The following is a 24,271-nucleotide window of genomic DNA, read 5'->3' on the forward strand; positions in this document are numbered from 1 at the left end:
CCCAGCGCCCCGCCGAAGATCCGGAAGTCGTGCGCGTACACGAAGACCGTCCGGCCCTCCACCGTGCCCCAGCCCGTGACGACACCGTCCGTGTACGGCTTCTTCGCCTCCAGGCCGAAACCCGTCGCCCGGTGACGGCGCAACTGCTCCACCTCGTGGAAGGAACCCGGATCGAAAAGGAGCTCGATGCGCTCGCGCGCCGTCAGCTTGCCCTTGGCGTGCTGCACCTCGGTCGCCCGGTCACCGGGGCCGCGCTCCGCCGCCGCGTGGATCTCGCGCAGTTCCGCCACGCGGCCACGGAGACCGGCCCGCCCCAGCAGCTCCGGGGCGGGGACGGGGGAAGTGGTCATCGACATGTCGTCAGGTCCCTTCCTGGAATGCGTTGCCGCGCTGTCGCCAGCTGCGCGGAGCTCGGTAGGCTGGCTCCGCACTCCACCCCGGGGCGCTCCCGGCGGGGGCCTCGTCCCGCAGCCCGCCGGCGTCCGCCCGCAGGGCGAGCAGCACCACCGTGAGCGCGGCCAGCTCCTCATCGGTGGCCCGTCCGCGCTCGACGCGCAGCGCGGGCGCTGCCGGTTCCGGACCACCCATACCCCACCTCCAGCGTTTACGGCAGCATCGGCCACCCCGCTGGAGCGCCGCTCCGGCCCCACTGGAGAATCGCTCGGCAGCCGGTCAACAACTCCCCGCGCGGACGGACTTCAGCCCGGCAGCCAGCGCGCCGGCACAGCCCGGCCCGCTGCCGACCCCCGTCATGACCACGGCCGCGACCGTGCCCTCGGCAGCCGCGCACGCCATCTCGTACGCGGCCACGCCCCCCGGCCCCGCGCCGCACAGCACCAGCCGCCCGGCCCCCCGCAGCCGGAGCAGCGCGGAACGGTCACCGTCCCCAGGACGCGCCGCCCGCAGGCTCACGATCCGTTCGGGGCCCCGGTGATGACGTACCAGGGCATCGTACGCACCCACGGGCACACCCGGCGTCCGCACCAGCACGATCGTGTCGGCCGACGGCTCCCCGGCGCGCAGCACCGCCACGTCCGGCCCCTCCGGCACGGGCGGACGGGGCAGCACGCGGGGCACCTCAAGACCCTGGAGGAGTTCGAGGAGATCGCCGACGGCGGACTGCGGATCGCGGTGGTCCGGCAACGAGCGCAGCAGGCGTACGCAGTGCGAGAGCAGCGCGGACGCGTCCACGTCCCCCACGCACCGGCGGTCGTAGCGCGCCGTGAGGGCGAGCCCGCCGTCCGCGTCGTGCCGGGCCGCGAGGGTGAGCGGCAGCCCGGGGTGGGCGCTGATGCTGCGCGGGGCGTCCACCTCGATGTCCTGGGCGCGCAGCTCCGCCAGCAGCGCTGCGGGCAGCTCGACGCGGTTGTCGAACACGATGCCGGTCTCGAAGAGTTCGGCATCGGGGTTCCGGCCGGTCCAGACCCGGACCCGGTCGGCCGGCACCCAGGCGTGGACGGCCAGGTCCAGCGCGGCGTCGCGCGCCTGCCCCAGGAGACCGGCCACCGGCTCGGCGGGGTCGACGGTGACCGTCATCGGCAGGGGGTTGCCCAGCAGCCCCGGAATGCCCGCGGCGCCCTCCATCGGGATGTCCCGGGCCGACAGGTGCACGCCGAAGCTGACCGGCACGGGGCCGGCCGCACCCGCCGCCCGGTACAGCAGCAGCGCCCACACGGCGTGCAGGGCGCTGGACTCACCCGCCCCGCGCATCGCGGCCCAGGTGCGCAGCCGGGTGGTCTGGGGCGGCCGCAGCCGCCGGTGGACGCGTCCGGTGCCGAGGGGCCCGGCAGGCGGCCCGTCGTCCGGGACCTCGGGCGCGGCCGTCTCCGGGGGCGCGGCGGTCGTCGCCCAGTAGGCGCGGGCCCCTTCGGTCCGCTGCCGGGCCAGCCACCGGGCGTGGTCACGCACATCGGGGCGCCGCTCGCGGCCGGGCAGGGTGCCCCCGCGGACGTAGGCCCGGTAGAACTCCCGCAGCAGCAGGTGGACGCCGCGCTCGTCCAGCAGCGCCCGGTGATAGGTGAGCAGGACCCGGGTCGGCGCGCGGGTGCCCCCGGGGCGGGGCGGTCCCTCCATCAGGGTCACCCGGAGCAGGCCGGGGCGGTGCGGTGCGAAGCCGCGCAGGCGGTCGCGCTCGATCAGGTCGCTCCAGGAGACGGCACCGTGCGCGAGGTGGGCGACGTCGATCTCCGCCCACTCGTGCAGCACCAGGCGGGGCAGGTGCGTCCAGTCGAAGGCCGCCCGCAGCACGGTCTCCCGGTCGGCGACGGACAGCCAGGCGGCGGTGAACCGGGCGAGGTCGACGGGGCCCGTCCAGTTCCAGGCGACCTGGCCGACGTGCCCGCCCGCCGGATCCTCGACCGCCGCCCGGATCAGGTCCTGCTGGTGTCCGGTGACCGTGACGGTGTCGCGCGCGCCGCCCGCCAGCGCCAGGACGTCGGCGAGCACCGCGGCTCCGGGCCTGGCCGGGCCGCCGTGCGCGTGTTCGAGGTGCAGGGTGTGGCGCCCCGCGCCGGACGCCTCCGCGGTCACCGTGAACGCGTGACGCTGGGTCACCCGGGCCGCCACCGCCCCGGCCCGGCCGGGGTCGAGGGGGCCGCACAGCTCCGCCTCGACGGACGGGCCGGAGGCGACGGGCACCGGTGCGAGGACCACCGCGAGCACCGGATCGTCACTCATCGGGGCCCTGTTCCCGCGTACACCGCATCACATGCCCTCCCTCAGCCGGTACGGCTGCCCTCTCAGGCGAGCCGCACTCCGCTCGTCCCCGCGACGCCCTCGGGCCGGGCCATGAGGATGGAACGCTGCAACTTGGCCAGCGCGGGCGAGGGTTCGAGCCCGAGCGTGCGGACCAGCGTGGAGCGCAGCCGCTGGTAGGCGTCCAGCGCCTCACCGCGCCGCCCGGAACGGTAGAGGGCCAGCATGTACTGGCCGCACAGGCTCTCATGGGTGGAATACCTGCTGAGGAGGACGGTGAGTTCGGAGAGCAGTTCGCGGTGGCGGCCCAGCTTGAGGTCGGCCTCGATGCGCTGGTCCAGGGCGCAGAGCCGGCTCTCCTCCAGCCGCTTGATCTGGGTGTCCAGGTGCGGCCCGGTGTGGACGTCGGCGAGCGCCGGACCAGTCCACAGGGCCAGCGCCTCGCGCAGCAGCCGCGCGCCCTCGGGAAAGTCCTCGGCGTCCATGGCCCGGTACCCCATGCCGGCCAGCCGCTCGAACTCCTGCACGTCGTGGCTGCCGTCGCCGCCTCTGAGTAAGTAGCCTCCGGGCACGGTGAGCAGGACGTCCTTGGCGGTGCGGGTGTCGTCGCCGTGCTCTTCGAGCGCGGCGGTGATCAGTTCCCGCAGCTGGAGGATGTAGGTCTGGAGGGTGGGCCGGGCGCTGCGCGGCGGCTCGCTCCCCCACAGCTCCTCGGTGAGGGCGCCCACGGGCACCACCTCGTCGGCATGCAGGGCCAGCAGGGCGAGCACCTGCCGGGGCTTGGGTGCCGTCGGTGTGATCGAAGTTCCCATTTCCCGCACGGCAAGCGTGCCGAGTACATCGATGTCCACGCCGTCTCCCCCGTCATCCCCGGGCCGCCGGGACGGCCTGGAACTTCTACTGACGGAACGATTTAAAAACAGCACGAGCGGTATGTCAATACCAAACCGTGCGCCCTGTTTAGTCTCGTGCGGAGACCCAGCGATCCTTGAGGCATGGTCACCTTGACCCGATAAGATTCCTCAAATACGGACAAAAGTAAGAGCGTTCACGGGCTCGCACCCCGCGATCGACGCCCGAATTACCGGACCGCATGGACTGTTTCGCAAGGTGGAGGCAGGGGTGGGGCCGAGGCGGAGCGCCTGATGAGCGGCCGGCGGGACGCGGTAGCGCACCGGCCGGATACGCGGCGCTACTCCGCCGGGCTCAGCCGCGGCAGCGCGAACGACCAGAGCTGGACCAGCCGCTCCGCGGAGCGCCAGTACCGGTCGACCGCACCGAGGGTCTCCAGGCCGAGGGTCGCCGCCACGATGACCACCGCCGCCTCCTCGGCCGAGACGTCCTCGGCAAGCTCCCCGTTGGCGCGGGCCTGGACGAGGGCGTCGCGCACCCACTCGTACCACCACTCGTGCAACTTGGCCTCGCTCTTGCGCGAGGGGTCGCCGCCCAGCCGGAAGCCCGCGCGCACGACCGGGTCGTCGGTGACCGCGTCCATCAGCCGGCCGACGGCGGCGACGAGCCCCTGGAGCCTGCCCCCCTTGGCGGTCCGCGCGCTCTCCTCGGTCAGCGCGAGGGCGGACTCCGCGGCGGCGGACTCCACGGCGGCCGCCAGCGCGTCCTTGTTGGGGAAGTGGAAGTGCAGGGCGCCCGAACTCACTCCGGCCCGGCCGCTGATGACCGGGAGCGTCGCCATCGCGTACCCGTCGGCGCCGAAGACCTCCGCGGCGGCCGAGATGAGGGCCTGACGCGTCACAGCCGCTCGCGCCTGCTTCACCATCGTGTCCTCCTCCGGGCGGGGCGAGGGAACCGGCGTGAGGTCGCCCGATTCACCCTGGATTCTCCATACTGACTCGTGCACACCTTAGCAAACCGCACGGCTGGTTGGTTTACGCCCCCAGGGGTCTTCGAGCACGGAGCTTGCAAACAGTTGGTTTCTCCAGTCGTTCTCCTCGGAGAATGCATCGCAAACCAACAAAAGAAACCGTCCGATAGGTTTCTTCCTGTCAGGCAAGGGCAGTGGCCGCGCCCAGGGCCGAGAAGAGGTGCACCTTACGTCCGACTTTTCACCTTGTTGGGAAGGCTCAAGCGGCTGCCAGGGAGCCTGAAACGGAATGCGAAGCTCAGCCAAACGCTCGATCCTTGGTAAACTCTTTACTTTTGGGCCGATTGAAGAAAACCGGTAGGTCCGTATCTTAAGTGGCGTCGCCGAACGCAGGTTTCAAGTCAAGACGGGGGCCCCATGAGTCTCACCACTGCTGAAGCCAGAACCGCACTCCCGGCCGCACCGCGGCTGACCAGCACGGTCGCGAAGGAGTACGTGCACCGCGACTCGGTCGCGGAGGTGTTCCTCACCGGTTGCGACTCCCGGGACGGGGCGAACTTCGCACTGACCGGCCAATGGCCCCGCGCCCACACCATGTTCCGGAGCCAGGACGGCACGAGTCACGACCCGCTCCAGATCGCGGAAACGTTCCGTCAGGCAGGCATCTACGTCTCCCACGTGGAGCTGGGCGTGCCGCTCGGCCACAACTTCGTGATGTCGAGCATCACGTACGCGGCTGATCCCGAGAACCTGCGCATCGCCTCGGGCCCCACCGACTTCGACCTCGACACCCGGTGCACGGACATCGTCCGGCGCAGGGGCGTCGCCAGCCGTGTCGCCTTCGAGTTCGCGCTCCGCCGGGGCGGCCGTTCCCTGGCGGGCGGCACCGGGCAGATCTCCGTGATCCCCCCGGCCGTCTACAACCGGTTACGCCAGAACCGTGCCGACCAACCACCCGTCACCGAGCCGTGCCCGGCCCGCGATCCGCTGCCGTCGGCCCTCGTCGGACGGCCGTTCACCACGGACGTCGTACTCTCCCCCTCCCCCGGGACCGCATCCGGCGGAAACCCGCGCTGGCTGCTCACCCCGGATCTGAACCACCCGATCCTCTTCGACCACAAGGGCGACCACGTGCCCGGCATGGTCCTGCTCGAAGCGGCCCGCCAGGCCGCCTGCGCCGTGATGGCGCCCCGGACGTTCACCCCGGCCACCGCCGCCAACGACTTCCACCAGTACGCCGAACTCGACCGGCCCTGCTGGATCGAGGTCACCCGGGTGGAGCACGAGCCCGGCAACATGGTCACGATGGAGATCACCGGCCACCAGGACGGCAAGACCGTCTTCACCTCGGTGCTCACCGGCCCGGTCGACTAGGCGGCTCCGCCCGCCGCCCGGGACCCACCCCCGTACCGCTCTGGGTCGCTGGCCCGCCCGCGCGCGAAAAGCGCAGGTCACGCCCGTACGCGCCGCCACCACAGCGACCGAAGCGACCGAAGGACCCGCTCGCGCCCGTACGCGGAAGGCCGCCCCGCCAGAGGGGTGTGCCTTCCGCGTACGGGCGCGACGGACGCGGCCTCATGGCACTCCGTCAGAGGTCGAAGGCCACATGCTCCAGGTCGGTGTACTCCACCAGCAGCCCCTGCGCCCGGCGCCCGCCGTCCTTGAAGTAGATCTCCTGCAGCCCCTCGGCCGCGATCTCCTGGAGCTGCCGGTCGCTGCCTCCCTGCTCGCGGAGTTCGAAGAGCCGGGCCGCGTACACCGGCGGGAGCGCCACGGTGAGATGGCGCAGCCGGGCGTCGTCGGTGGAGCCGGGCGCCGCCGTGTAACCGAACCTGGCCCGGGTGTCGATGACGATGCCCCCGGTGGTCGCCGCTGCCTTGCGGGCCTTCGCCTGGATCTGCGGCTGCCAGCGCCGCTTGACCTCGCGGTCCATGCGGGCGGCCAGCTCCGGGCGGGGCCTCTTCAGCTGGTTGCGCACGTACCGCTCGACCGTGCGCTGGGCGATGCCCAGGAGTTCGGCGGCGGCCCTGGTGCCCTTGAGCTGCTTGACGAGGTACCGCATCTGCGCACCGGCCGACTTGGGCGCGGGCCGGGTGAACGCCCGCTGGACCGCCTCGTCGAGACCTTCCCCGACCGTGTTCATCGGCTGGTTCCCCTACTCTCCGTCGTCCTTGGCGGTGACCGCGCCGTCCTTGATGTACCGGGCCAGGTTGAGCTCCGGACCGTACTCCTCCCGGACGGCCTCCGCCCACAGCGTGGTCTGTGATCCCTCGTGCTTCACCATTCCCGGGCTGACCCCGAGCCGGAAGCCCCCGGGCAGCGGTTTGCCGTCCCGGTACGGCAGGAAGTCCAGCGGGGAGGGCCCGTCGGAGGCGTACACGGCGCAGTCCGAGAGCACGGCGACCGGGTACTGGCCCGTCGCGGCCGCCAGCCGGACCATCTTGCGGTGCATGTTGATCCGGGCCCGCGAGATGACGGCGGCCCGGATGTCGGGGCGCCAGGTCGGCCGGCTCAGCGCGGGCCACGGCTTGCCCGGCCGCCAGCCGCCGCCGCGCGGCCGCTCCCTCAGCTTGCCGATGCCCCCCTTGACCGTCGCCTTGACCGCCGAGAGGACGACCGCCAGCTGCGGATCACGGTCCCGGTACCCCTCCATCGCCGCGAGGAACGCGTCGGGCGCCAGCCCTTCGTCCACGCCCAGGTCCGCCATGGTCGCCACGTACGCGTCACGCAGCCGCTTGTACCAGCCGTCCAGGTAGCGCCCGTTGGCCGGGCGCACCCACGCCTCGACGGGCGCCACCTCGTAACCGAGCTCCGCCGCGTATGCCACGGTCGGCGTCGCGTACCAGGCGGGGCCCTCGGGGCGGTCGCCCTTCGGCGTGAACGGGCTCGGCAGCAGGTCGCCGTCGAGTCGCCGCCACTGCTTGCCGATCAGCATGTGGGACGGATCGACGTGCGACAGGTCCACCAGCCAGGAACCGGGCAGCGCCGGGTCGAACGCGGGGTCGTTCACATGCACGGGCGCCTCCAGGCCGACGACCGCACCGTTGGCGGCCGCACCGAAGGCGAGGTTGACGTCGATCCCGACCAGATGGCGCTTCAGGCACTCGTCGTCCGTGAGGGGCCGCGCCCAGTCGTACGCCTCCTCGAACAGCATCTCGGCCGGACCGCGCTGATGGAAGCGGGGCAGATCCGCGAGGAGCGGGTGCCCGTCGGGGGCCTCGCAGGGGGCGCACTCGACGGGCTCGGAGCCGAGCGAGCCGGGGTTGCGCTCCCTGTGCCGCCGGCCGTCCGCGTCGGGCGCGCTCGCCCGGGTCGGCGGGTGCAGCGAGGTCATGAGTTCGAGCCCGGTGACGGCGGTGGAGCCCCGGGGCGTCATCACGCGGGACGTGTACGTTCCCAGCAGGCGTACGAGTTCGGCCGGCGGGAGCTGCGAGGCGCCGTTCCAGTGGCGGACGTCGAGCGCGTTCCAGGCGGGGACGCAGAGCTGGACGCAGCTGCGGCGCGCGCCCCGGGCGGGCCGGTAGATCCGGGCCCACGGCCCGAAACCGCGCCGGGTCAGCTTCCACTCCGCCCGGGCCAGCTGCTTGAGCACCTTGTGGTCCTCCGGCAGCCTTCCGGCCAGCCCCTCCTCCCGCGACAGCCGTACGGGCAGCCCGAACCGCTCGCACGCCGCCTCGGTGAGGACGAGCAGCGGATCGGCGTCCTGACCGCTGGGGTGCAGCCGCTCGGCACCGAGGCGCGCCTCTCCCAGGGCCCATTCGACCAGGGCGGGCAACGACTTGGCGGGCACGTCGAGCACCAGCCCGCCGACGCAGTACGCGACCACCTCACCGCCCTCCACGTCCACGACGGCGAGCGGCCCGTGGTCGTAGCGGGGCGTACGGGATTCGGTGGCCGGTTCGGTGGCCGACGCGCTCCCGGCGGCCGGCTCGGTGGCCGGTTCGGTGGCCGGCTCGGTGGCCGGCGCTTCGCCCTCGCGGGCCGCCGGGAGCACGTCGGGCGCGGCCGGCTCCGGCTCGAACTCCTCCGCCTCCGGCGCAAAACGCGCGGCAAGCCCCTCCAGCAGCCGGGCGTACGCGGCACGCTTCGGCGGGCGGGGCTCGCTGCGCCCGGACTCCCAGTTGCCGACCGACTCGCGGCGGCTCTTCAGTGCCTTCGCGACCTGGTCCTGGCTCAGCCCGGCGGCCTCGCGCAGCCGCTTGCGTTCGGCAGGCGGCGGCAGCGGGTCCTGCGCGATCTGCTCCAGCAGCGCGTCGACCGCGCTGAACAGCAGCTGCTCCTCGTGGGACAAAACGATCACCTCGTACGCCACCCTACCGAACCGCTCAGTGGAACACTCATGGATGTCACGCGGATTGCGCATGCGGTTCGCCGTCACTGGAGCCGGGGTTCAGCCCGGCTGGAGACGACCGGACTGTTTTCCGGCATTCGGCGACCGGACCGCAGCGACCGGGAGCCCGCTCGGTAGCTGGAATCCCGGCGAAGTAACCGCAGGTCAAGCGCCCGGCCGGAATGCGGAGCGACCGAAGCGACCCATGGGTCAGATATATGCGGCCATTGGCGTGTGCGCGCGTGCGCGTCATATATGGAGAGCTTCAGTCGCTTCAGTCGCTTTTCTCTCGGGCGTACGGCTGCGACCTGCGGATTCACGGACACCATGGGGAGCGACCGAGCGACCGGGAATCGCTCGCGCCCCGGACACTGAGTAGCTGTGGGCACCTTTGAATGGACACATCCGTTCTGTCGCGGGGGCCTCTTCTTCCCCGGGGGTTTCGCTAATCTGATTGTGCGAGTTGCGTCGCTTCAGTCGCTGATGGGGGAAGTGAATGGCAGCTGAACTGCGGGTCTCGCGCAGCGACTCACGGCAGTTCACGGGGGATGAGCCGGTCGCTGCGCAGCCTCTGACAACAGCGTGGTGGTGTGCGCGCCAGGGGTGGCCGGTTCATCCCCTTGCGCCGGGCCGTAAGACACCGGTGGCCAACTGCGGTGCGTGCCGCCACCCGGGCCACGACCGAGACCGGTGCGGCTGTCTGCGTTCAGGCCGCTGGTGCCACGGGTTCCACGCGGCGACACTCGACCTCGACCGCATCGGGCAGTGGTGGGGTGCCCGCCCGGACCTGGGGGTCGGCGTGGCCACCGGACCGGCGGGCCTCGTCGTCATCGACATCGACGCGCACAGCCGCGAACTCCCCGGCCGGGAACGCTTATTGCCGGGCGTCGGGATCGCCGCCGGGATCGACCTGACCGGCCTGGCCAACGGCTTCCACACCCTGGGCCTGCTGGCCGCCCTGCGCGGCGCCGCCGGCCCCGCGGACGACGCGTCCACGCTCCGGATCCGCACCCCGTCGGGCGGCCTGCACGTCTGGTACCGCAACGACGGCGGGCACCGCTGGCAGTGTTCGGCCGGCTCGGGCAGCGGACGGGCCCTCGCCTGGCAGGTCGACGTCCGGGCCCACGGCGGGTACATCGTCGCGCCCGGCACCGTCACCCAGGCCGGTACCTACCGCCCGGTCGGAGCCGTACGCACCCCCGCCCCGCTGCCCGCCTGGCTCGCCAGGGAGCTTCAGCGCACCGGCCACCTGCCCACCAGCCCCGCGCCGGGGCCCAGACCCGTGCCGCCCCGGGCCCGGCAGGCGGTGCTCGCGGCGAGCGGCCGGTCCGACGCACCGGGCGAACGCCTGCTGACGGGCCTCCTCGCCGACGTCGCCGCCTGCGCGTCCGTCCCCGAGGGCGCCGCGTTCTCCGAGAAGCTGAACCGGGCCGCGTACACGGCGGGCGGTCTCGTCGCCGCCGGGCACGTCACCGAGGACCACGCCGTACGGGCCCTGCGCGAGGCGGCCGCGCTGGCCCGGCCGGACCAGGAGCGGCGCAGCCTCGCCGTCATCCGGGGCGGGCTCGGCGCGGGGCGGCTGCGGCCGCTGGCCCTCGGGGGGCGCGCGTGAACGCGGACCAGGACAGAGTGCTGCCGTCACCCTCCTTCGACGTACGGGCCGTGGCCGCGCAGATCCTCGCGCAGCCCGTACCGCAGCCCAGGCAGCGCGACGACGCGTCCACGCAGTACGCCACGGCGGACGGACTGCTGCCCGACACCCTCACCGACCGGGGCAACGCCAAGCTGTTCGTCAGGCTCTACCGCAACGACTACCGGCATGTGCCCGGCATCGGCTGGTTCCGCTGGGACGGCACCCGTTGGCAGTTCGACGAGGACGACACGGTGATGTGGTCGGCGGGCGACCTGGCGGAGTCCCTCGCCACCACCGACCCGCGGGGCGTCTTCACCCCCGCCGCGCTCCAGCAGCACCGCCGGCGCACTCTCAGCACGAGCGGGATGAACGCGATGCTGACCCAGGCCAGGTCCGCCCCGGGCATGGTCCTCAACGCGGCGCTCCTGGACGCCGATCCGTACGCGCTGTGCACTCCGGCGGGCGTGGTGGACCTGCGTACGGGCTTCATCCGCCCCGCCGAGCCCACCAAGGACTTCCACTCCCGCTCCACGTCGGCGGCCCCCCAGGCGATGCCCACGCCGCGCTGGGACCGCTTCCTGGCCAACACCTTCGGCGAGGGTCCGGACGGCGAGGAGATGATCTCCTTCCTCCAGCTGCTGCTCGGCTACTCCATTACCGGCGACGTCGGCGGCCAGGTGATGCCGTTCCTGTTCGGCTCCGGCAAGAACGGCAAATCGGTGCTGCTGGACGTCCTGATGAAGCTCCTGCGGGACTACGCGGACGCGGCGCCGCCCGGCTTCCTGATGTCACGCCCGTACGAGGGCCACCCCACGGACCTCGCCGAACTGCACGGCCGGCGGGTCATCGTGTGCAGCGAGGTCAAGCCGGGCGACCGCTTCGACGAGGCCCGGGTCAAGCTCCTGACCGGCGGGGACCGGATCAAGGCCCGCAGGATGCGGCAGGACTTCTTCAGCTTCGAACCGACCCACAAGATGTGGCTGCTGGGCAACCACCGCCCCGAAGTCGGCACCGGCGGCTTCGCGTTCTGGCGGCGTATGCGCCTCATCCCGTTCGAACGCGTCGTCTCGGACCACCGCAAGATCGACAACCTTGCGGACATCCTGGTCACCCAGGAGGGGCCGGGCATCCTCAACTGGCTCATCGAGGGCGCCCGCCGCTACCTGGGGGGCGACAAGGACCTCTCGGGGCCCGAGCGGGTGCGGATCGCGACGACCGTGTACGCGGAGACGGAGGACCACACCGGGCGGTTCGTCGGCGAGACCTGCCGGCTCGACGCCGGGCTCCGGGCCGAACAGGCCCAGCTCTACGCGGCGTACAGACGCTGGTGCCAGAATGAGGGCGTTCCGGCGATTTCGTCGAGAGCCTTCGCGGCGCACATCCGCGAAGTGGTGGGGCTGGCATCACCGAAGGAAATGATCTTTTCCAACCAGCGCAAGTACTACCCGGGCATCGGCCTGCTCGCGGACGAGGAGACAGTATGAGCGCCCTCATCGCAGAAGACGAGATCGTCCACGAGGTGGACCTCGTGTGGCTTGAGGACATCAGCGTGCTCGACTACGTCCGCCAGAGCCTGGACCGCCTGCCGACCCGCCGGGGCAGACCCGCCTACCACCGCGACGGAAGAATGGTCGGCTACGCCCTGCTGGGGCCGAAGGCCAAGCCGTCGCGCTCCTCGGGCACCTTCCGGCGGCGGGTGTTCTGGCTGCTCCCCCACGACCGGGACACCGAACCCGACGGGCTGTACGCACGGGGCGCGCCGGCCGAAGCCGTGGACGTGCGGACGCTGGCACCGGGCAGCAAGGGCCACAAGACCGAGCGCTCGGAAGGCGGCCCCATGTCGTCGGCGGCCACCCGGGAACTTCAGCCGTAGCGGTACGTCCACGGCCGTTCCCGAAGTATTTCCTGGCCGGAATGGTTAAAAAACAGCACGTCCGGTATATTTTTTCTGTCGGGGACAACCGCGGACAGGAAGGGCACCGCCGTGCAGGGGGAACGTTTCACCGGGGCCCAGGCAGTCGTCGCCGGCGGAGGGCCAGTCGGCCTGCTCGTGGCGGCCGAACTGGCGGCGTACGGCGTCGACACCGTACTGCTCGAACCCAGGGCCGAGGTCTCCGACCAGCCCAGGGCCACCACGCTGCACGCCCGCGCGGTGCAGTCCCTGGCCCGCCGGGGCCACCTCCCGCGCCCGCCTTCCCACGCGGCCGGACCCGCCACCAGCACCTTCCACTTCGCGGGGCTCCCCGGCCTGACCATCGCCGCTCCCCCGGCCGAACCGGAACCGGTCCTCAAGTGCGCCCAGGCCGGCCTGGAACGCCGCCTAGAGGCCCGGGCACGCGCCGCCGGTGCCCGCATCATGCGCGGGCACCGCCTCACCGACGCCGTCCAGGACGAGGACGGCGTACGGGTCACGGCCGAAGGCCCCGAGGGGCCGGAACTCTTCCGCGCCGGGTACCTGGTCGGGGCGGACGGTGCCCGCAGCACGGTCCGCGCCCGGGCCTGCATCGAGTCCGACACTTTTCCGGCGACGGTGTCCGCGCTGATGGGAACCGTCACCCTGGCCGATCCGGGGGCCTTGCCCAAGGGCTGGCACCGCACCCCGCGCGGCTGGATCGTCGCCAAGCACGACGGCGACCGCACCCACCTGCGGACGCTCGACTGCGGCGGCCCCCACCCGGACCGGCACCGGCCCGTCACACTGGAGGAGCTGCACCGCGAGGTGGCCCGCATCACGGGCCGCGACATCGCGATGCACTCCCCGCAATGGCTGAGCCGCTTCAGCGACTTCGCCCGCCTGGCCCGCACCTTCGCCCAGGGACGCGTCTTCCTCGTCGGCGACGCCGCGCACGTCCACTTCCCGATCGGCGGCCAGGGCCTGAGCACCGGCGTGCTCGACGCGCTGAACCTGAGCTGGAAGCTCGCCCTCGCGGTGCGCGGCTCGGCGGGACCCGCCCTGCTGAGCGGCTACGACACGGAACGCCGGCCGCTCGCCCGCCGCGTGCTCGACGGCACGCTGGCCCAGCTCGCCCTGATGCGCCCCGGCCACGAGGCGGAGGCCCTGCGCACGGTCTTCGCCGGCTTGCTCGCGGACGAGGCCGGGAGCGGACACCTCAGCGGCCTGATCAGCGCCCAGGACACCGTTCTGCCCGACCTCACCGGCGCGGGCGGCCCGGCCGCGGGCACGTACCTCGGCAACATCGCGCTCAGCACCCCGGACGGCGACACCGACGTCATCCGGCTGCTGCACGACGGCCGGCCGCTCCTGCTGCTCCTGGGCGAGAAGGCGGCCGGCCTCCGGGAGGAGACATGTGGCTGGGCGGACATCCTGCGCGTCGTGGAGGCGCGGCCCACACCGGGTGTGCCGTACGAGGCGGCGCTACTGCGGCCCGACGGCTACCTCGCCTGGGTCCCCGGCGACGGCAGCCTCCGGCAGGTACTGACGGCGTACTTCGGCCCGGGCACCCCCGCCGGGTGAGCCCGGCGGACGGCAGGACGCCCCAGCGCTCTCAGCTCGCGGTCTCCAGAACGTCACGCAGGTCTGCCGCCTTGACGGCCTCCGCGTACACCTTGGCGCCCCGGGTCTCGGACAGGTCGAGCGAGGCCAGCACCGACGGCACCACCGCACTGGGCAGCAGATGACGCATCAGGGCGGACACCCGCACCACCAGGTCCCGGTACTCGCACACGGCCTGCGACATGGACTGGATGCCCGCGAAGGAGCCCACGATGACCTCGGCGGTCTCCGCCGGGGAGATGTGCGGCAGCAGCTCGCCCTGGGCCTGCGCCTGCTGGAGCAGGTCGAGGCCGACCTCGCCCCACCGCAGGAACGGGCCGCTGCGGTCGAGGTTCTGCGTCAGCTGGTCCATCGTCAGCCGGACACCTGCCCGCACCATCGGGTCGGTCTGGAGGCGGTGCGCCTGGAGCATCACGACGTCCACGACCTCCTGCACCTTGGACGCGCGGATCGGCACGATGATGCGCTGGTCCTGTTCGGAGAGAACCCCCTGGGCCAGGTCTTCCTTGGAATGGAAATGGAAGTACAGCGCGCCCTTGGTCACCCCCGCCTCGGTGAGGATCTGGGAGATCGTGGCCGCTTGGTACCCGTGCTCCTCAAAGATCTTGGCAGCCGCCGAAAGAATCGTCTTCCGGGTACGGATGGCCCGCAGCTGCTCAGCCACTGTGTCTCCTCCCTCCTCGGGGTGGTCGAACGTGGGGATAAATAAACCGTCCAGTTCGTATCTTACAGGCCGGCCTCCTCCCTCCACCCTGGTCGGGGAAATGTCCGGCGGGAAAGGGAAACCATGATCCTCGTCACGGGCGCAACCGGGACGATCGGCCGTGAAGTGCTCCGCCGTCTCCCCTCGGACCGGCCCGTACGCATCATGGCCAGGCATCCCGGCAGGGTCGCCGACGCTCCTCCGGCCGCCCAGGTCGTCCACGGAGACTTCACCGACCCCGCCTCCCTGACGGACGCTCTGCACAACGTCCACACCGCCTTCCTGGTCACGAATCCCGACGGGGACGACGACGCGCGCTTCCTGGATCCGGCCCGCGCAGCCGGCGTCCGGCACATCGTGAAGCTCTCGGCGGCCGCCGTCACCGACCCCGCCGCCACCGACCTGATCACCCGTCGCCAGCGCCACAACGAGGACCTGCTCCGCGCCTCGGGCCTGGGCTGGACCCTGCTGCGCCCCCGCGCCTTCATGTCCAACACCCTGTCCTGGGCCCGCTCGATCCACTCGGACCAGGTGGTGCGGGCGCCGTACGGCTCCTCCGCCAACGCCTGCGTCGACCCCGGGGACGTCGCGGAGGTGGCCGCTCTCGCCCTTACCGGGCAGGACCGGGACCACACGGGCAGGGCCTACACCCTGACCGGCCCTCAGGCCCTGTCGGCTGCCGAACAGACGACCCAGCTCGCCGAGCTCCTCGGCCTTCCGCTCCGCTTCGAGGAGCTGAGCCCCCAGCAGGCCCGTACGGCCCTCGAAAACCGCTACCCGTCCGATATCGCCTCCGCCCTCCTGGAGAGCGCCAGGCGGCAGCACAGCGGCTCCAAGGCGGGCGTGGACCTCACCCTCCCCGGCCTGCTCGGGCGCCCCGCTCGGACGTTCCGCGACTGGGCAGCCGACCACCTGGACGCATTCCGGCCCGGCTCCGCCACGAGGGACTGAAGTCCGTTCAGTCCCTCGCCGTTCGGTCCCTCTTCGGTCCCTCAGACAAAACCGCAGGTCAGAGGCTTACCATCCCCGTAAAGGAGGGTCCGAAGGGACTGAAGGGACTCAAGGTTGGCAGTTATAAGCGATTATGCAGGCGTGTGTATGCGCACACGCGTAGAACCTCCCTATATATCCCTTTGTACTTACTACTCTGGTCCCGAAGCGCTGATAACTACCGACCTTGAGTCCCTTCAGTCCCTCCCTTTTTCGCCCGCAAGCCTCTGACCTGCACTTTTACCCGAGGGACCGAAGAGGGACCGAAACGTCCAGTCCCTCCGCTCCGCGTTCAGTCCCTCCCTTCGGTCCCTCCTCGCCACGCCCGACACGGCCGCCCGACACGCGGCCTTCGAACGCACGAGCCCTCTTCGGGCGAGGGACCGAAGGGACTCGCGGAACGAAGAGTCCCGCCCGCCGAGGGATGCCTGTTGTAGGCTCTGATCCGAATCTGAAAACTCAGTCCCTTCAGTCCCTCGGCCCGCCAGTGGAACCGCTCTGACCTGGGCTTTCTCTGAGGGGACTGAATCGTTCAGGAATGAACAACCTGTTGGCTCCTCGGCAAGGACGATCAGCGTGCCGCGTCAAAGAGAGACCGGTGGCCCGCCTGCGGCGGGACCCACGAGTCCCTTCGACATGGCCCGTTGGTGCGCGGCGAACGGCTGGCCCGTCCACCCCCTGACCCCCGGACGCAAAACGCCCGCGGGCAACTGCCCGGCCTGCCGCGAGGACCCCCACCGCCCGGCCGACTGCCCCTGCCTGCCCGCCGGCAAGTGGTGCCACGGCTTCCACGCCGCGACCACCGACCCGGAGCGCCTGGAAGCCTGGTGGGGCGTCAACCCCTCGCTCGGCGTCGGCGTCTCGTGCGGCCCCGCCGGCCTGGTCGTACTGGACATCGACGCACACACTGCCGAAGTCCCCCACCGTGACCGGCTGCTGCCCGGCATCCCGATCCACGAGAGCGTCAACCTCACCGGCCTGGCCTCAGGCTTCGACACCCTCGCGCTCCTCGCCGCCCTGCGCGGCCACCCCAGCCCAGCGGACGACGAGACCACCCTGCGCGTCCGCACCCCCTCCGGCGGCCTCCACATCTGGTACCGCACCGCGCCCGGCGCACCGAGCTACCGCTCCTCCGTGGGCTCCAGCCCCAAGGTCGCCCTGGCCTGGCAGGTCGACGTGCGGGCCACCGGCGGCTACATCGTCACCCCCGCCACCCGAACCCGCGCAGGCACCTACACCCCCGTAGGCGCCGCCCGCCTGCCCGCCCCCCTCCCCGACTGGCTCGCCGCCGAACTCCTGCGCACCGGCCACACACCGGCCCCCGAGCCCGTACGAGTCCCGGCGCCCCGCCCCGTACGCGCGGCACGCGCCGCACAGGGCACCCCGCGTGCGCTCCGGGTGCTGGAACCCCTGCTCGCCGAGGTCCGGGCCTGCGCGGCGGCCGCCGAGGGCACCGCGTTCACCGAGAAGCTCAACCGCGCCGCCTACACCGCGGGCGGACTCGTCGCCGCCGGACGACTCACGGAGCCCCGCGCACAGGACCTGCTCACCGAAGCGGCCGACGCCGCGCGCCCGAACCGCCACCGGCACAGCCTCACCGTCATCGCCTCAGCCCTGTCCGCCGGCGCAGCCCGCCCGCTCGATCCCGAAGGACGCCCATGAGCAGCGCCGACAGCGGCCCGCGCTTCGACGCCACCGCCGCAGCGCAGCAGATGCTCGCCCTCGAAACCGAGGGCGGCATCCCCGGCCTGCCCGCCCAGCAGAACGCCTCCGCGGCCGGCGAACCACCACCCCCCGAGGGTCGCCTTCCCACCCTCCTGACCGACCGGGGCAACGCCAAGCTGTTCGCCGTCATGTTCGGAGACCAGTTCCGCCACGTCGAGGGGCTGGGCTGGTACCACTGGGACCAGTACCGCTGGAAGCGCACAGGCGGCGAGAAGGCAGCGGTCTGGGCGGCGGGCGACCTGGCCGAGCAGATGCCCCCCACCGATCCCACCGGCCAGTACACCGACCGGGAAGTGCGCGCGCACCGGCGCCGCTCCATGTCGACGCCCGGCATCAAAGCCATGCTCACGCAGGCGAAGGCATCCCCCGCGCTCGCCCTGGACCCCGACGTCCTGGACGGCGACCCCTACGCCCTGTGCACCCCGGCCGGGGTCGTGGACCTCCACACCGGGTACCTACGCAAGCCCGACCCCGTGGGCGACATGCACTCCCGGGCCACCAGCGTCGCACCCGAGGCGACGCCCACACCGCGCTGGCACCGCTTCCTGCACGACACGTTCGGCGACGACGCCAAGGGCGAGGAGACGATCCACTTCCTCCACCTGCTCCTCGGCTACTCCGTCACCGGCGACGTCGGTGCCCAGGTGCTCCCCTTCCTGTACGGGACCGGCGCGAACGGCAAGTCCGTGCTGCTGGACGTCATGACACAGATCCTCGGCGACTACGCGCAGGCGGCTCCGCCGGGCTTCCTCATGGAGAAGGGCAAGTTCTCGGAGCACTCCACCGAGCTCACCGAACTGCACGGCCGGCGCATCGTCGTCTGCTCGGAGCTCAAGCCGAACGACAAGTTCGACGAGTCCCGGGTGAAGCTGCTGACCGGTGGCGACCGCATCATGGCCCGCCGGATGCGGCAGGACTTCTTCAGCTTCAACCCGACGCACAAGCTCTGGCTGCTGGGGAACCACCGCCCCGAAGTAGGCACCGGCGGCCACGCCTTCTGGCGCCGCATCCGTCTCATCCCGTTCGAACGCGTCGTACCCGCCGCCCGCAAGATCGACAACCTCGCCAAGGAACTCGTCCAGAGCGAGGGCCCCGGCATTCTGCAGTGGCTCATCGAGGGTGCCAAGCTCTACCTGGCCACCCGCGACCCGCTCGACGGCCCCGCCACGGTCCGCTCGGCCACCGCCGCCTATGCCACCACCGAGGACCACATCGGCCGCTTCCTCGCCGAGTGCTGCACCACCCACACCGCGGACCTCCGCGTGGAACAGGGCCTGCTCTACGCGGCGTACAGCAGCTGGTGCGGAGCGGGCGAAGGCATCCGCCCCGCGACGGCCCGCGCGTTCGCGACCCGGGTCCGCCAGGAACTCTCCCTCGCCTCGCCCGCCGACATGATGAAGTCCAGCGGCAAGAAGTACTACCCCGGCCTGGGACTCCTCGCCGACGACGACTCCAGGACCGGCCATGCCTGACGTACGCACCCGGCACTCACCCGCCGGCCCGGCCTACCATGAACACGGTGCCCCCACCAGGGAACGTGCTCACACCCACCCCGGCCTCCTCGCGGCCGGCCGACACACAAAGGGGCTGCAGCCATGAGCTCGCTGCTGAACGAGAGCGACCTCCACCACGAGAACGCCGTGGTCTGGCTGGAGAACCCCGACAACCTCGACTACGTACGCCAGGCGCTCGACAAGACCACCCGCCGCCGCGGAAAGCCCCGCTACGAACGCGACGGACGCATGGTCGGCTACACCGAGCTGGAGGCCCACACGGAGGCCGACCCGGACAGCGGACTCCACCTGCGACGGGTCTTCTTCCTGCTCCCCCACGACCGCGATGCCGACCCCGACGGTCCGTACCACGAGGGCGCCCCCGGCGAGGCGGTCGACCCGAGCACCATCGAGCCGAAGCGCGTCGGCGACAAGACGCCCCGCTCGCAACGCGGCCTTGCCGCAACGGCGGAGACCGGCAGCTGACGCGGGTCGGGGGAATTATTACGCCGTAATAACCCCCCCCGACCCGCCGACTTATTACGCCGTAATAACCACCCCTGCCCCCCTCCCTCGGCCCCCAGCCCGGCTCCACGCCCACCCAGGAGCCGGGCTTTTGAGTGTCCCTCAACCAAAAAACAGCTAGAACTAACGTGCCGGTACTGAAAGTGATCATCAGGGTTAGTAAGGTGGCTGTCATGACTTCGCCCTCCCCCGGCGACCGCGAGAAGGTCGTCTCCAAGCTGCCCCCAGTGCTGCAGCAGGACCTGAAGATCCGGGCAGCCCAGCACAACATCGACATCCAGCACGCCGTCGAAGCAGGCATCGAGGCATGGCGGCGGCTCGGATCCAACCTCTCCGCCATCGACACCGCCGGCGCCAAGTCCTTCGCCACCTTCCTGCCTGACGGCCAGTGGGACGGCTTCCGCGCCGACTGCGCCTCCCGGGGCGTGTCCCTCATCCAGGGCCTCGCCCAGTCCGTCGTGATGTGGCTGGAGACGAACCCGGCACCCACCGTCGTACGCCCGGAGCACCCGAAGCGCATCATCACCTGCAACCAGAAGGGCGGCGTAGGCAAGACCGCCATCGCCGCCGGCACCGGCGAAGCCCTCGCCGAGGACCCGGGCGCGCTCCACCCGGTCCGCATCTCCAAGCACTTCGCGGCCGCCCTCGCCGAGGACGCGGACCCCTCACCCCTCGATTACGAGGACCTCCCCGGTCTCGGACTGCGCGTCCTCCTCGTGGACTTCGACCCCCAGTGCCACCTCACCAAGCAGCTCGGCCACCAGCCGCTTCCCATCGAGGGCGACAGCCTCACCAAGCACATGGCCGGCGAGGCCAAGGGCCGGCTCGCCGACCTCGTCGTCCCGATCGAAGACCCCCGCTTCGGGGACCGCCTCCACCTGCTGCCCGCCTGCACCGACGCCTTCCTCCTGGACGTCAAGCTCTCCGGGGTCCGGGCCCGCGAAGCAGCCCTGGAACGCGCCCTGTCCGCCATCGAGGCCGACTACGACGCCGTCATCATCGACTGCCCCCCGAGCCTCGGCCTCAGCATGGACGCCGCCGCCTACTACGGCCGCCGCCGCCAGGGCGAGGCACCGGGCAACTCCGGCGTACTCGTCGTCGTCCAGGCCGAGGACAGCTCCGCCGACGCCTACGGACTCCTCACCTCCCAGATCGAGGACCTCCGCGACGACATGCACCTCGAACTGGACTACCTCGGCATCGTCGTCAACCACTACGACGCCCGCCGCGGCTACATCGCCACCTCGTCCCTCAACTCCTGGATGGACATAAAGGATCCCCGGGTGGTCGGCGTCATCGGCGACCTCAAGGAACAGAAGGAGGCCGTACGCGTGAAGCAGCCCCTGCTCGCCTACTCCCCCCGCTGCGACCAGGCCGTCGGCCTGCGCGCCCTCGCCCGGGAGATCTCATGAGCAAGGCATCCCGGCTCGGCGCCGGCTCCTCGTTCGGCCAGACCCAGCCCATCAGCGCCCGCCGCGCCGCCATCAACCAGGTCGCCGCAGCCCCCACCGAGGGCGCCCCGCCCCCGGTCCAGCTCCCCGTCGACATCATCAGCCTGAACCCCGACAACCCGAGGTCCGACCTCGGCGACCTCACCGACCTCGGCAACAGCCTCCGCGACCACGGCCAGAAGACCGCGATCAGCATCATGGGCCGCTTCGCCTACCTCGAAGGCAACCCGGGCCGCGAGGACGACCTCGAAACCGGGACCAAGTACGTCGTCATCGACGGCAACTCCCGCCTCGCCGCCGCCCGCGAAGCCGGCCTCACCGAGATCAAGGTGATGCTCGACGACAAGCTGGGCAGCAACCCCGACGAGATACTGGAATCGGCCCTCGTCGCCAACATCCACCGCCAGGAGCTCAACCACCTGGACGAGGCCAGAGCCCTCGAACAGCTCCTGAAGATCCACGGCACCCAGGAAGCCCTCGCCGCGCGCCTCCACCGCTCCCAGGGCTGGGTCTCCCAGCGCCTCGCGCTGCTGACCCTGACCCCCTCACTCAAGGAGAAGCTCCAGTCGGGCGAGGAATCCGCTGCCACGCTGCGCCTGGTCGGAAAGAAGAAGGCCGAGGACCAGGAGGCCCACCTCCAGCACCTGAAGGCCACCAGGCCCCAGAAGCCCCGCACCCCCAAGCAGAAGCGACAGTCCCCCGCAGGCCCCCCGACCCGTCTGCCCTCCACCGACGCCTACACCCTGGCGAGCCTGATCATCGAGGAGCTCGACGTATCGTCCCGCCGCAAGCTCACGGAGCTGCTCGTCGACTTCAAGATCGAGGAGTCGAAGCGAATGAGGGCGGAGAAGTAGCCGCCACCCAGCCCCTCGATTATTACGGCGTAATAATCGAGGGGCTGGGCTGCCTCCCGCTCACACGGCGGCGGTGGTACGAGACGGTCACCGCGCCGAGCAGTGGCCCCCAGGCCACCAGAGGCAGATAGAGCAGACCCACGACCACGCTGCCGTGCGCGGTCAGATCGGGGTGGGGAAGCGCCCACCAGGCGACGAGCGGCGTCCACAGAACCGTCAGCACCAGGGCCCCGAGAGCAGCCGGGACAACGACCGCCAGCCGGGGGAGAGGGCGCCCGCCGAGCAGGGGGACCCAGCGGGGGAGTACCTCGCCCCACGGCCGTACGAGCCCGAGAGTCAGGAGCGCGACCGCCTCGCTGACAACGCTGAGACCCAGCACGTAACCCGCGCCCCAGCCGGTGAAGTCCATCGCCGCGTAACCCGCATCGGTGTAGCCGGCCGTGTGGCCTGTCGCCAGAAGCAGGCGCCAGATGCCGGTCGGCAGCGTGACGAGCGCGCAGAGGTGGGCGGCGCGAACTGCCCAGCGGGGCGGTGTGGAAGTCATGTGCACCATCCTGTCGGCGCACCGGCCCCCCAGTCGTCGGCTCCGCGTTCGAGCTTCCGCGGGCCCGGATGGAGACTCCGCCCCCACCGTCTCCGCCGGACGGGGGAGACCCGCCTCCTCCTAATGGATCGCCCGCATTATTACGCCGTAATAATCCAGGCCGCGGCCTCGGCCGACTGCCGCATTATTACGCCGTAATAATGCGCTGCAGCCCCGTACCTCAGACCCCATCGCCCCGCAGGCGCCCGGCGAGCACCACTGCACCACCGACGGTCGCGAGCCCCGCGAGGACGACACCGAACACCGTGGCGGCGCCGGTCAGCCCCACGGCGTCGCTGAGATACCCGACGGACACGGGCAGCAGCCCCGCCGGTACGTAACCGCCCACGTTCAGCGCGGCATTGGCCTCCGCGAGGCGCCCGGGCGGAACGCTCGAGTTGAGCAGCGAAAGACCGCCGAGCTGCCCCATGCCCTGCCCCGCCCCGGCGAGCAGCGCGGAGGCGATCAGCGCCGCCACCGAGGCGCCCCGCACCGCGGCGATCAGGGCGGCCATGCTCAGCACGGCACTTACGGCCCCGGCGGTCAGGATGACGGGCCGGGAGAGCCGCTGGACGGCGAACTGCACGCCGGTGGCGGCGAGGAACATGGCGAAGGCCATGGCACCGGCAACGAGCCGGCTGGTCGTCCCGAGCAGTCCCGACAGCAGTGAGGGCCCGAGCGACAGCACGAAGGAGGTCGCCGTGATGCCCGGCGCGAACACCGCGATCCCCATCCAGAGCTGACGACGATTCCCACGAGGCACCGCTGGCACCCGCACCCACGCAGCGCCCTTCACCGACGGGACCGGCCGCCGCAGTGGCATCCGCACCACGACGCCCACCGCCGTCACGAGCAACACGGCCTCCATGACGAAGACGGTGACGGTGGGCGCGGGCAGCGTCTCGGAGAACACCCCGGCCAGGAACGGCCCGAGACCGGCCCCGAAGACCATTGCGCAAGAGGCGAGCAGGGCGGCGAGGCGCCGCCGCCCGGGCCCGGCCACATCGGTCACAGCCGCCATACCGGCCGAGACGACGGCCCCGACGGCGATCCCCGTGAACAGCCGCGCCACGATCAGCGAGACGACGGTGGCGGCGGTCGCGAAGACCAGGCAGGCAACCAGGGCGAGGGCCAAGGCGGGCAGCAGCACGGGTTTGCGCCCGAGCCGGTCGGAGGCCATCCCGGAAACCAGGAGCGAGCCCAGGAGCCCGACGATGTAGAAGGCGAACACCACGGTGAGCGTGCCCTTGGAGAACCCCATCTCCCGCTGCCACAGCACGTACAGCGGCGTCGCCGCATTGGACAGCACGAACACGGCCGCCACCGGCCAGGCGGCCAGCCATACCCTCCACAACGGCGGCGCGGCCCCACTCGCCCCCGTACCGCCAACGGCACCCCGCACGGTCCCGACCCGAGTTCCGGACATGGCTGTTCCTCCCCGACTGCCTCAGTACGACTCAACTCGAACTTAGCATGCAGTACGATGAAACTCGTACAAGGAACGTGAGAGGGAAGTCCCCATGCCGTCACCCGCATCCGCCCCCGGCGAACTCCCGGACCCCCTACCGGAACCAGCAGTAGCGGACCTTCGCCTGGAGACCGTCCTGGGCGCGCTCAGCGACCCCCTGCGCCTGACGATCGTCCGCAAACTCCTCCTGGAATCGGACCAGTACGACCACCCCTGCGGCTGGTTCAACCTGGACCGCCCCAAGTCCTCCCTCACTCATCACTTCAAGGCCCTACGCGAAGCCGGCATCACCCGCCAACGCCAATACGGCCTGGAACGCCGCAGCCACATCCGCACATCGGACCTCAACACCCGCTTCCCGGGCCTCCTCGACCTGGTCGCGGCGTGGACGCCGGAGCCGTAGGACAGGCGCGGGGGGGGGGGGGGGGGGGGGGGGGGGGGGGGGGGGGGGGGGGGGGGGGGGGGGGGGGGGGGGGGGGGGGGGGG

21 protein-coding genes and 1 pseudogene are annotated in these 24,271 nt (G+C 71.5%); 12 read left to right on the plus strand and 10 right to left on the minus strand.

Annotation, left to right across the window (positions count from 1 at the left end):
* The 5 genes from ACN6LM_RS31670 to ACN6LM_RS31690 all read right to left on the minus strand — a co-directional run.
* On the minus strand, positions 1–350 hold a 350-nt coding region (locus ACN6LM_RS31670), incomplete at its 3' end, for a carboxyl transferase domain-containing protein (RefSeq protein ID WP_445068856.1).
* A gap of 10 nt (positions 351–360) precedes the next feature.
* Positions 361–588, minus strand: coding sequence for an acyl-CoA carboxylase subunit epsilon (locus ACN6LM_RS31675; RefSeq protein ID WP_445068857.1), 228 nt, complete (start codon positions 586–588; stop codon positions 361–363).
* A gap of 84 nt (positions 589–672) precedes the next feature.
* A complete protein-coding gene (locus ACN6LM_RS31680; protein WP_445068858.1) occupies positions 673–2,676 on the minus strand; it encodes a condensation domain-containing protein in 2,004 nt (667 codons plus the stop codon).
* A 62-nt stretch (positions 2,677–2,738) separates the two neighbouring features.
* Positions 2,739–3,545, minus strand: a complete 807-nt coding sequence (locus ACN6LM_RS31685; protein ID WP_445068859.1) for an AfsR/SARP family transcriptional regulator — start codon at positions 3,543–3,545, stop codon at positions 2,739–2,741.
* 341 nt (positions 3,546–3,886) lie between these two features.
* Positions 3,887–4,471, minus strand: a complete 585-nt coding sequence (locus ACN6LM_RS31690) for a ScbR family autoregulator-binding transcription factor (protein ID WP_445068860.1) — start codon at positions 4,469–4,471, stop codon at positions 3,887–3,889.
* Positions 4,472–4,933: 462 nt separating this feature from the next.
* Between ACN6LM_RS31690 and ACN6LM_RS31695 the strand changes: the two genes are divergently transcribed.
* A complete protein-coding gene (locus tag ACN6LM_RS31695; protein WP_445068861.1) occupies positions 4,934–5,890 on the plus strand; it encodes a ScbA/BarX family gamma-butyrolactone biosynthesis protein in 957 nt (318 codons plus the stop codon).
* 214 nt (positions 5,891–6,104) lie between these two features.
* Here the strand turns inward: ACN6LM_RS31695 and tpg are convergent, their stop codons facing one another.
* A complete protein-coding gene (gene tpg / locus ACN6LM_RS31700; RefSeq protein WP_445068862.1) occupies positions 6,105–6,659 on the minus strand; it encodes a telomere-protecting terminal protein Tpg in 555 nt (184 codons plus the stop codon).
* Between the two features lie 12 nt (positions 6,660–6,671).
* On the minus strand, positions 6,672–8,807 hold the full coding sequence (gene tap / locus ACN6LM_RS31705; protein ID WP_445068873.1) for a telomere-associated protein Tap: 2,136 nt from the start codon (positions 8,805–8,807) through the stop codon (positions 6,672–6,674).
* Positions 8,808–9,342: 535 nt separating this feature from the next.
* Here tap and ACN6LM_RS31710 point away from each other — a divergent pair.
* The 4 genes from ACN6LM_RS31710 (at position 9,343) to ACN6LM_RS31725 (ending at position 13,954) form a co-directional block, all read left to right on the plus strand.
* Complete coding sequence (locus ACN6LM_RS31710; protein WP_445068863.1) at positions 9,343–10,458, plus strand: bifunctional DNA primase/polymerase; 1,116 nt, start codon at positions 9,343–9,345, stop codon at positions 10,456–10,458.
* A gap of 17 nt (positions 10,459–10,475) precedes the next feature.
* Positions 10,476–11,963: a DNA primase family protein gene (locus ACN6LM_RS31715; protein WP_445068874.1), complete on the plus strand. Its 1,488-nt coding sequence runs from the start codon at positions 10,476–10,478 to the stop codon at positions 11,961–11,963.
* Complete coding sequence (locus ACN6LM_RS31720; protein ID WP_164404388.1) at positions 11,960–12,352, plus strand: DUF6009 family protein; 393 nt, start codon at positions 11,960–11,962, stop codon at positions 12,350–12,352. Before ACN6LM_RS31715 ends, ACN6LM_RS31720 begins: the two co-directional genes overlap by 4 nt.
* A gap of 111 nt (positions 12,353–12,463) precedes the next feature.
* Positions 12,464–13,954, plus strand: a complete 1,491-nt coding sequence (locus ACN6LM_RS31725) for an FAD-dependent monooxygenase (RefSeq protein ID WP_445068864.1) — start codon at positions 12,464–12,466, stop codon at positions 13,952–13,954.
* A gap of 31 nt (positions 13,955–13,985) precedes the next feature.
* Here the strand turns inward: ACN6LM_RS31725 and ACN6LM_RS31730 are convergent, their stop codons facing one another.
* A complete protein-coding gene (locus ACN6LM_RS31730) occupies positions 13,986–14,657 on the minus strand; it encodes a ScbR family autoregulator-binding transcription factor (RefSeq protein WP_445068865.1) in 672 nt (223 codons plus the stop codon).
* A gap of 123 nt (positions 14,658–14,780) precedes the next feature.
* On the opposite strand from ACN6LM_RS31730, the gene ACN6LM_RS31735 reads away from it, so the two are divergent.
* The 6 genes and pseudogenes from ACN6LM_RS31735 to ACN6LM_RS31760 all read left to right on the plus strand — a co-directional run.
* On the plus strand, positions 14,781–15,647 hold the full coding sequence (locus ACN6LM_RS31735; protein WP_445068866.1) for an NAD(P)H-binding protein: 867 nt from the start codon (positions 14,781–14,783) through the stop codon (positions 15,645–15,647).
* Positions 15,648–16,322: 675 nt separating this feature from the next.
* On the plus strand, positions 16,323–17,348 hold the full coding sequence (locus ACN6LM_RS31740; protein WP_445068867.1) for a bifunctional DNA primase/polymerase: 1,026 nt from the start codon (positions 16,323–16,325) through the stop codon (positions 17,346–17,348).
* Positions 17,345–18,883, plus strand: coding sequence for a DNA primase family protein (locus ACN6LM_RS31745; RefSeq protein WP_445068868.1), 1,539 nt, complete (start codon positions 17,345–17,347; stop codon positions 18,881–18,883). The genes ACN6LM_RS31740 and ACN6LM_RS31745 overlap by 4 nt, the downstream gene beginning before the upstream one ends.
* A gap of 123 nt (positions 18,884–19,006) precedes the next feature.
* Positions 19,007–19,390 (plus strand): DUF6009 family protein, encoded by a 384-nt coding sequence (locus ACN6LM_RS31750; protein WP_018521694.1) that lies wholly within the window; start codon positions 19,007–19,009, stop codon positions 19,388–19,390.
* 212 nt (positions 19,391–19,602) lie between these two features.
* Positions 19,603–20,841, plus strand: a complete 1,239-nt coding sequence (locus ACN6LM_RS31755; protein ID WP_445068869.1) for a ParA family protein — start codon at positions 19,603–19,605, stop codon at positions 20,839–20,841.
* Positions 20,838–21,540: pseudogene (locus ACN6LM_RS31760) on the plus strand (ParB/RepB/Spo0J family partition protein); the annotation flags it as partial. The gene ACN6LM_RS31755 and the pseudogene ACN6LM_RS31760, both read left to right, overlap by 4 nt.
* Before the next feature lie 216 nt (positions 21,541–21,756).
* Here the strand turns inward: ACN6LM_RS31760 and ACN6LM_RS31765 are convergent.
* Positions 21,757–22,287, minus strand: coding sequence for a hypothetical protein (locus ACN6LM_RS31765; RefSeq protein WP_445068870.1), 531 nt, complete (start codon positions 22,285–22,287; stop codon positions 21,757–21,759).
* A 211-nt stretch (positions 22,288–22,498) separates the two neighbouring features.
* Positions 22,499–23,743, minus strand: a complete 1,245-nt coding sequence (locus tag ACN6LM_RS31770; protein WP_445068871.1) for an MFS transporter — start codon at positions 23,741–23,743, stop codon at positions 22,499–22,501.
* A gap of 94 nt (positions 23,744–23,837) precedes the next feature.
* Here ACN6LM_RS31770 and ACN6LM_RS31775 point away from each other — a divergent pair, with 94 nt between their 5' ends.
* On the plus strand, positions 23,838–24,188 hold the full coding sequence (locus ACN6LM_RS31775; protein WP_445068872.1) for an ArsR/SmtB family transcription factor: 351 nt from the start codon (positions 23,838–23,840) through the stop codon (positions 24,186–24,188).
* Positions 24,189–24,271: the final 83 nt, after the last annotated feature.

The sequence above is a fragment of the Streptomyces sp. SAS_281 genome (genome assembly GCF_052542855.1).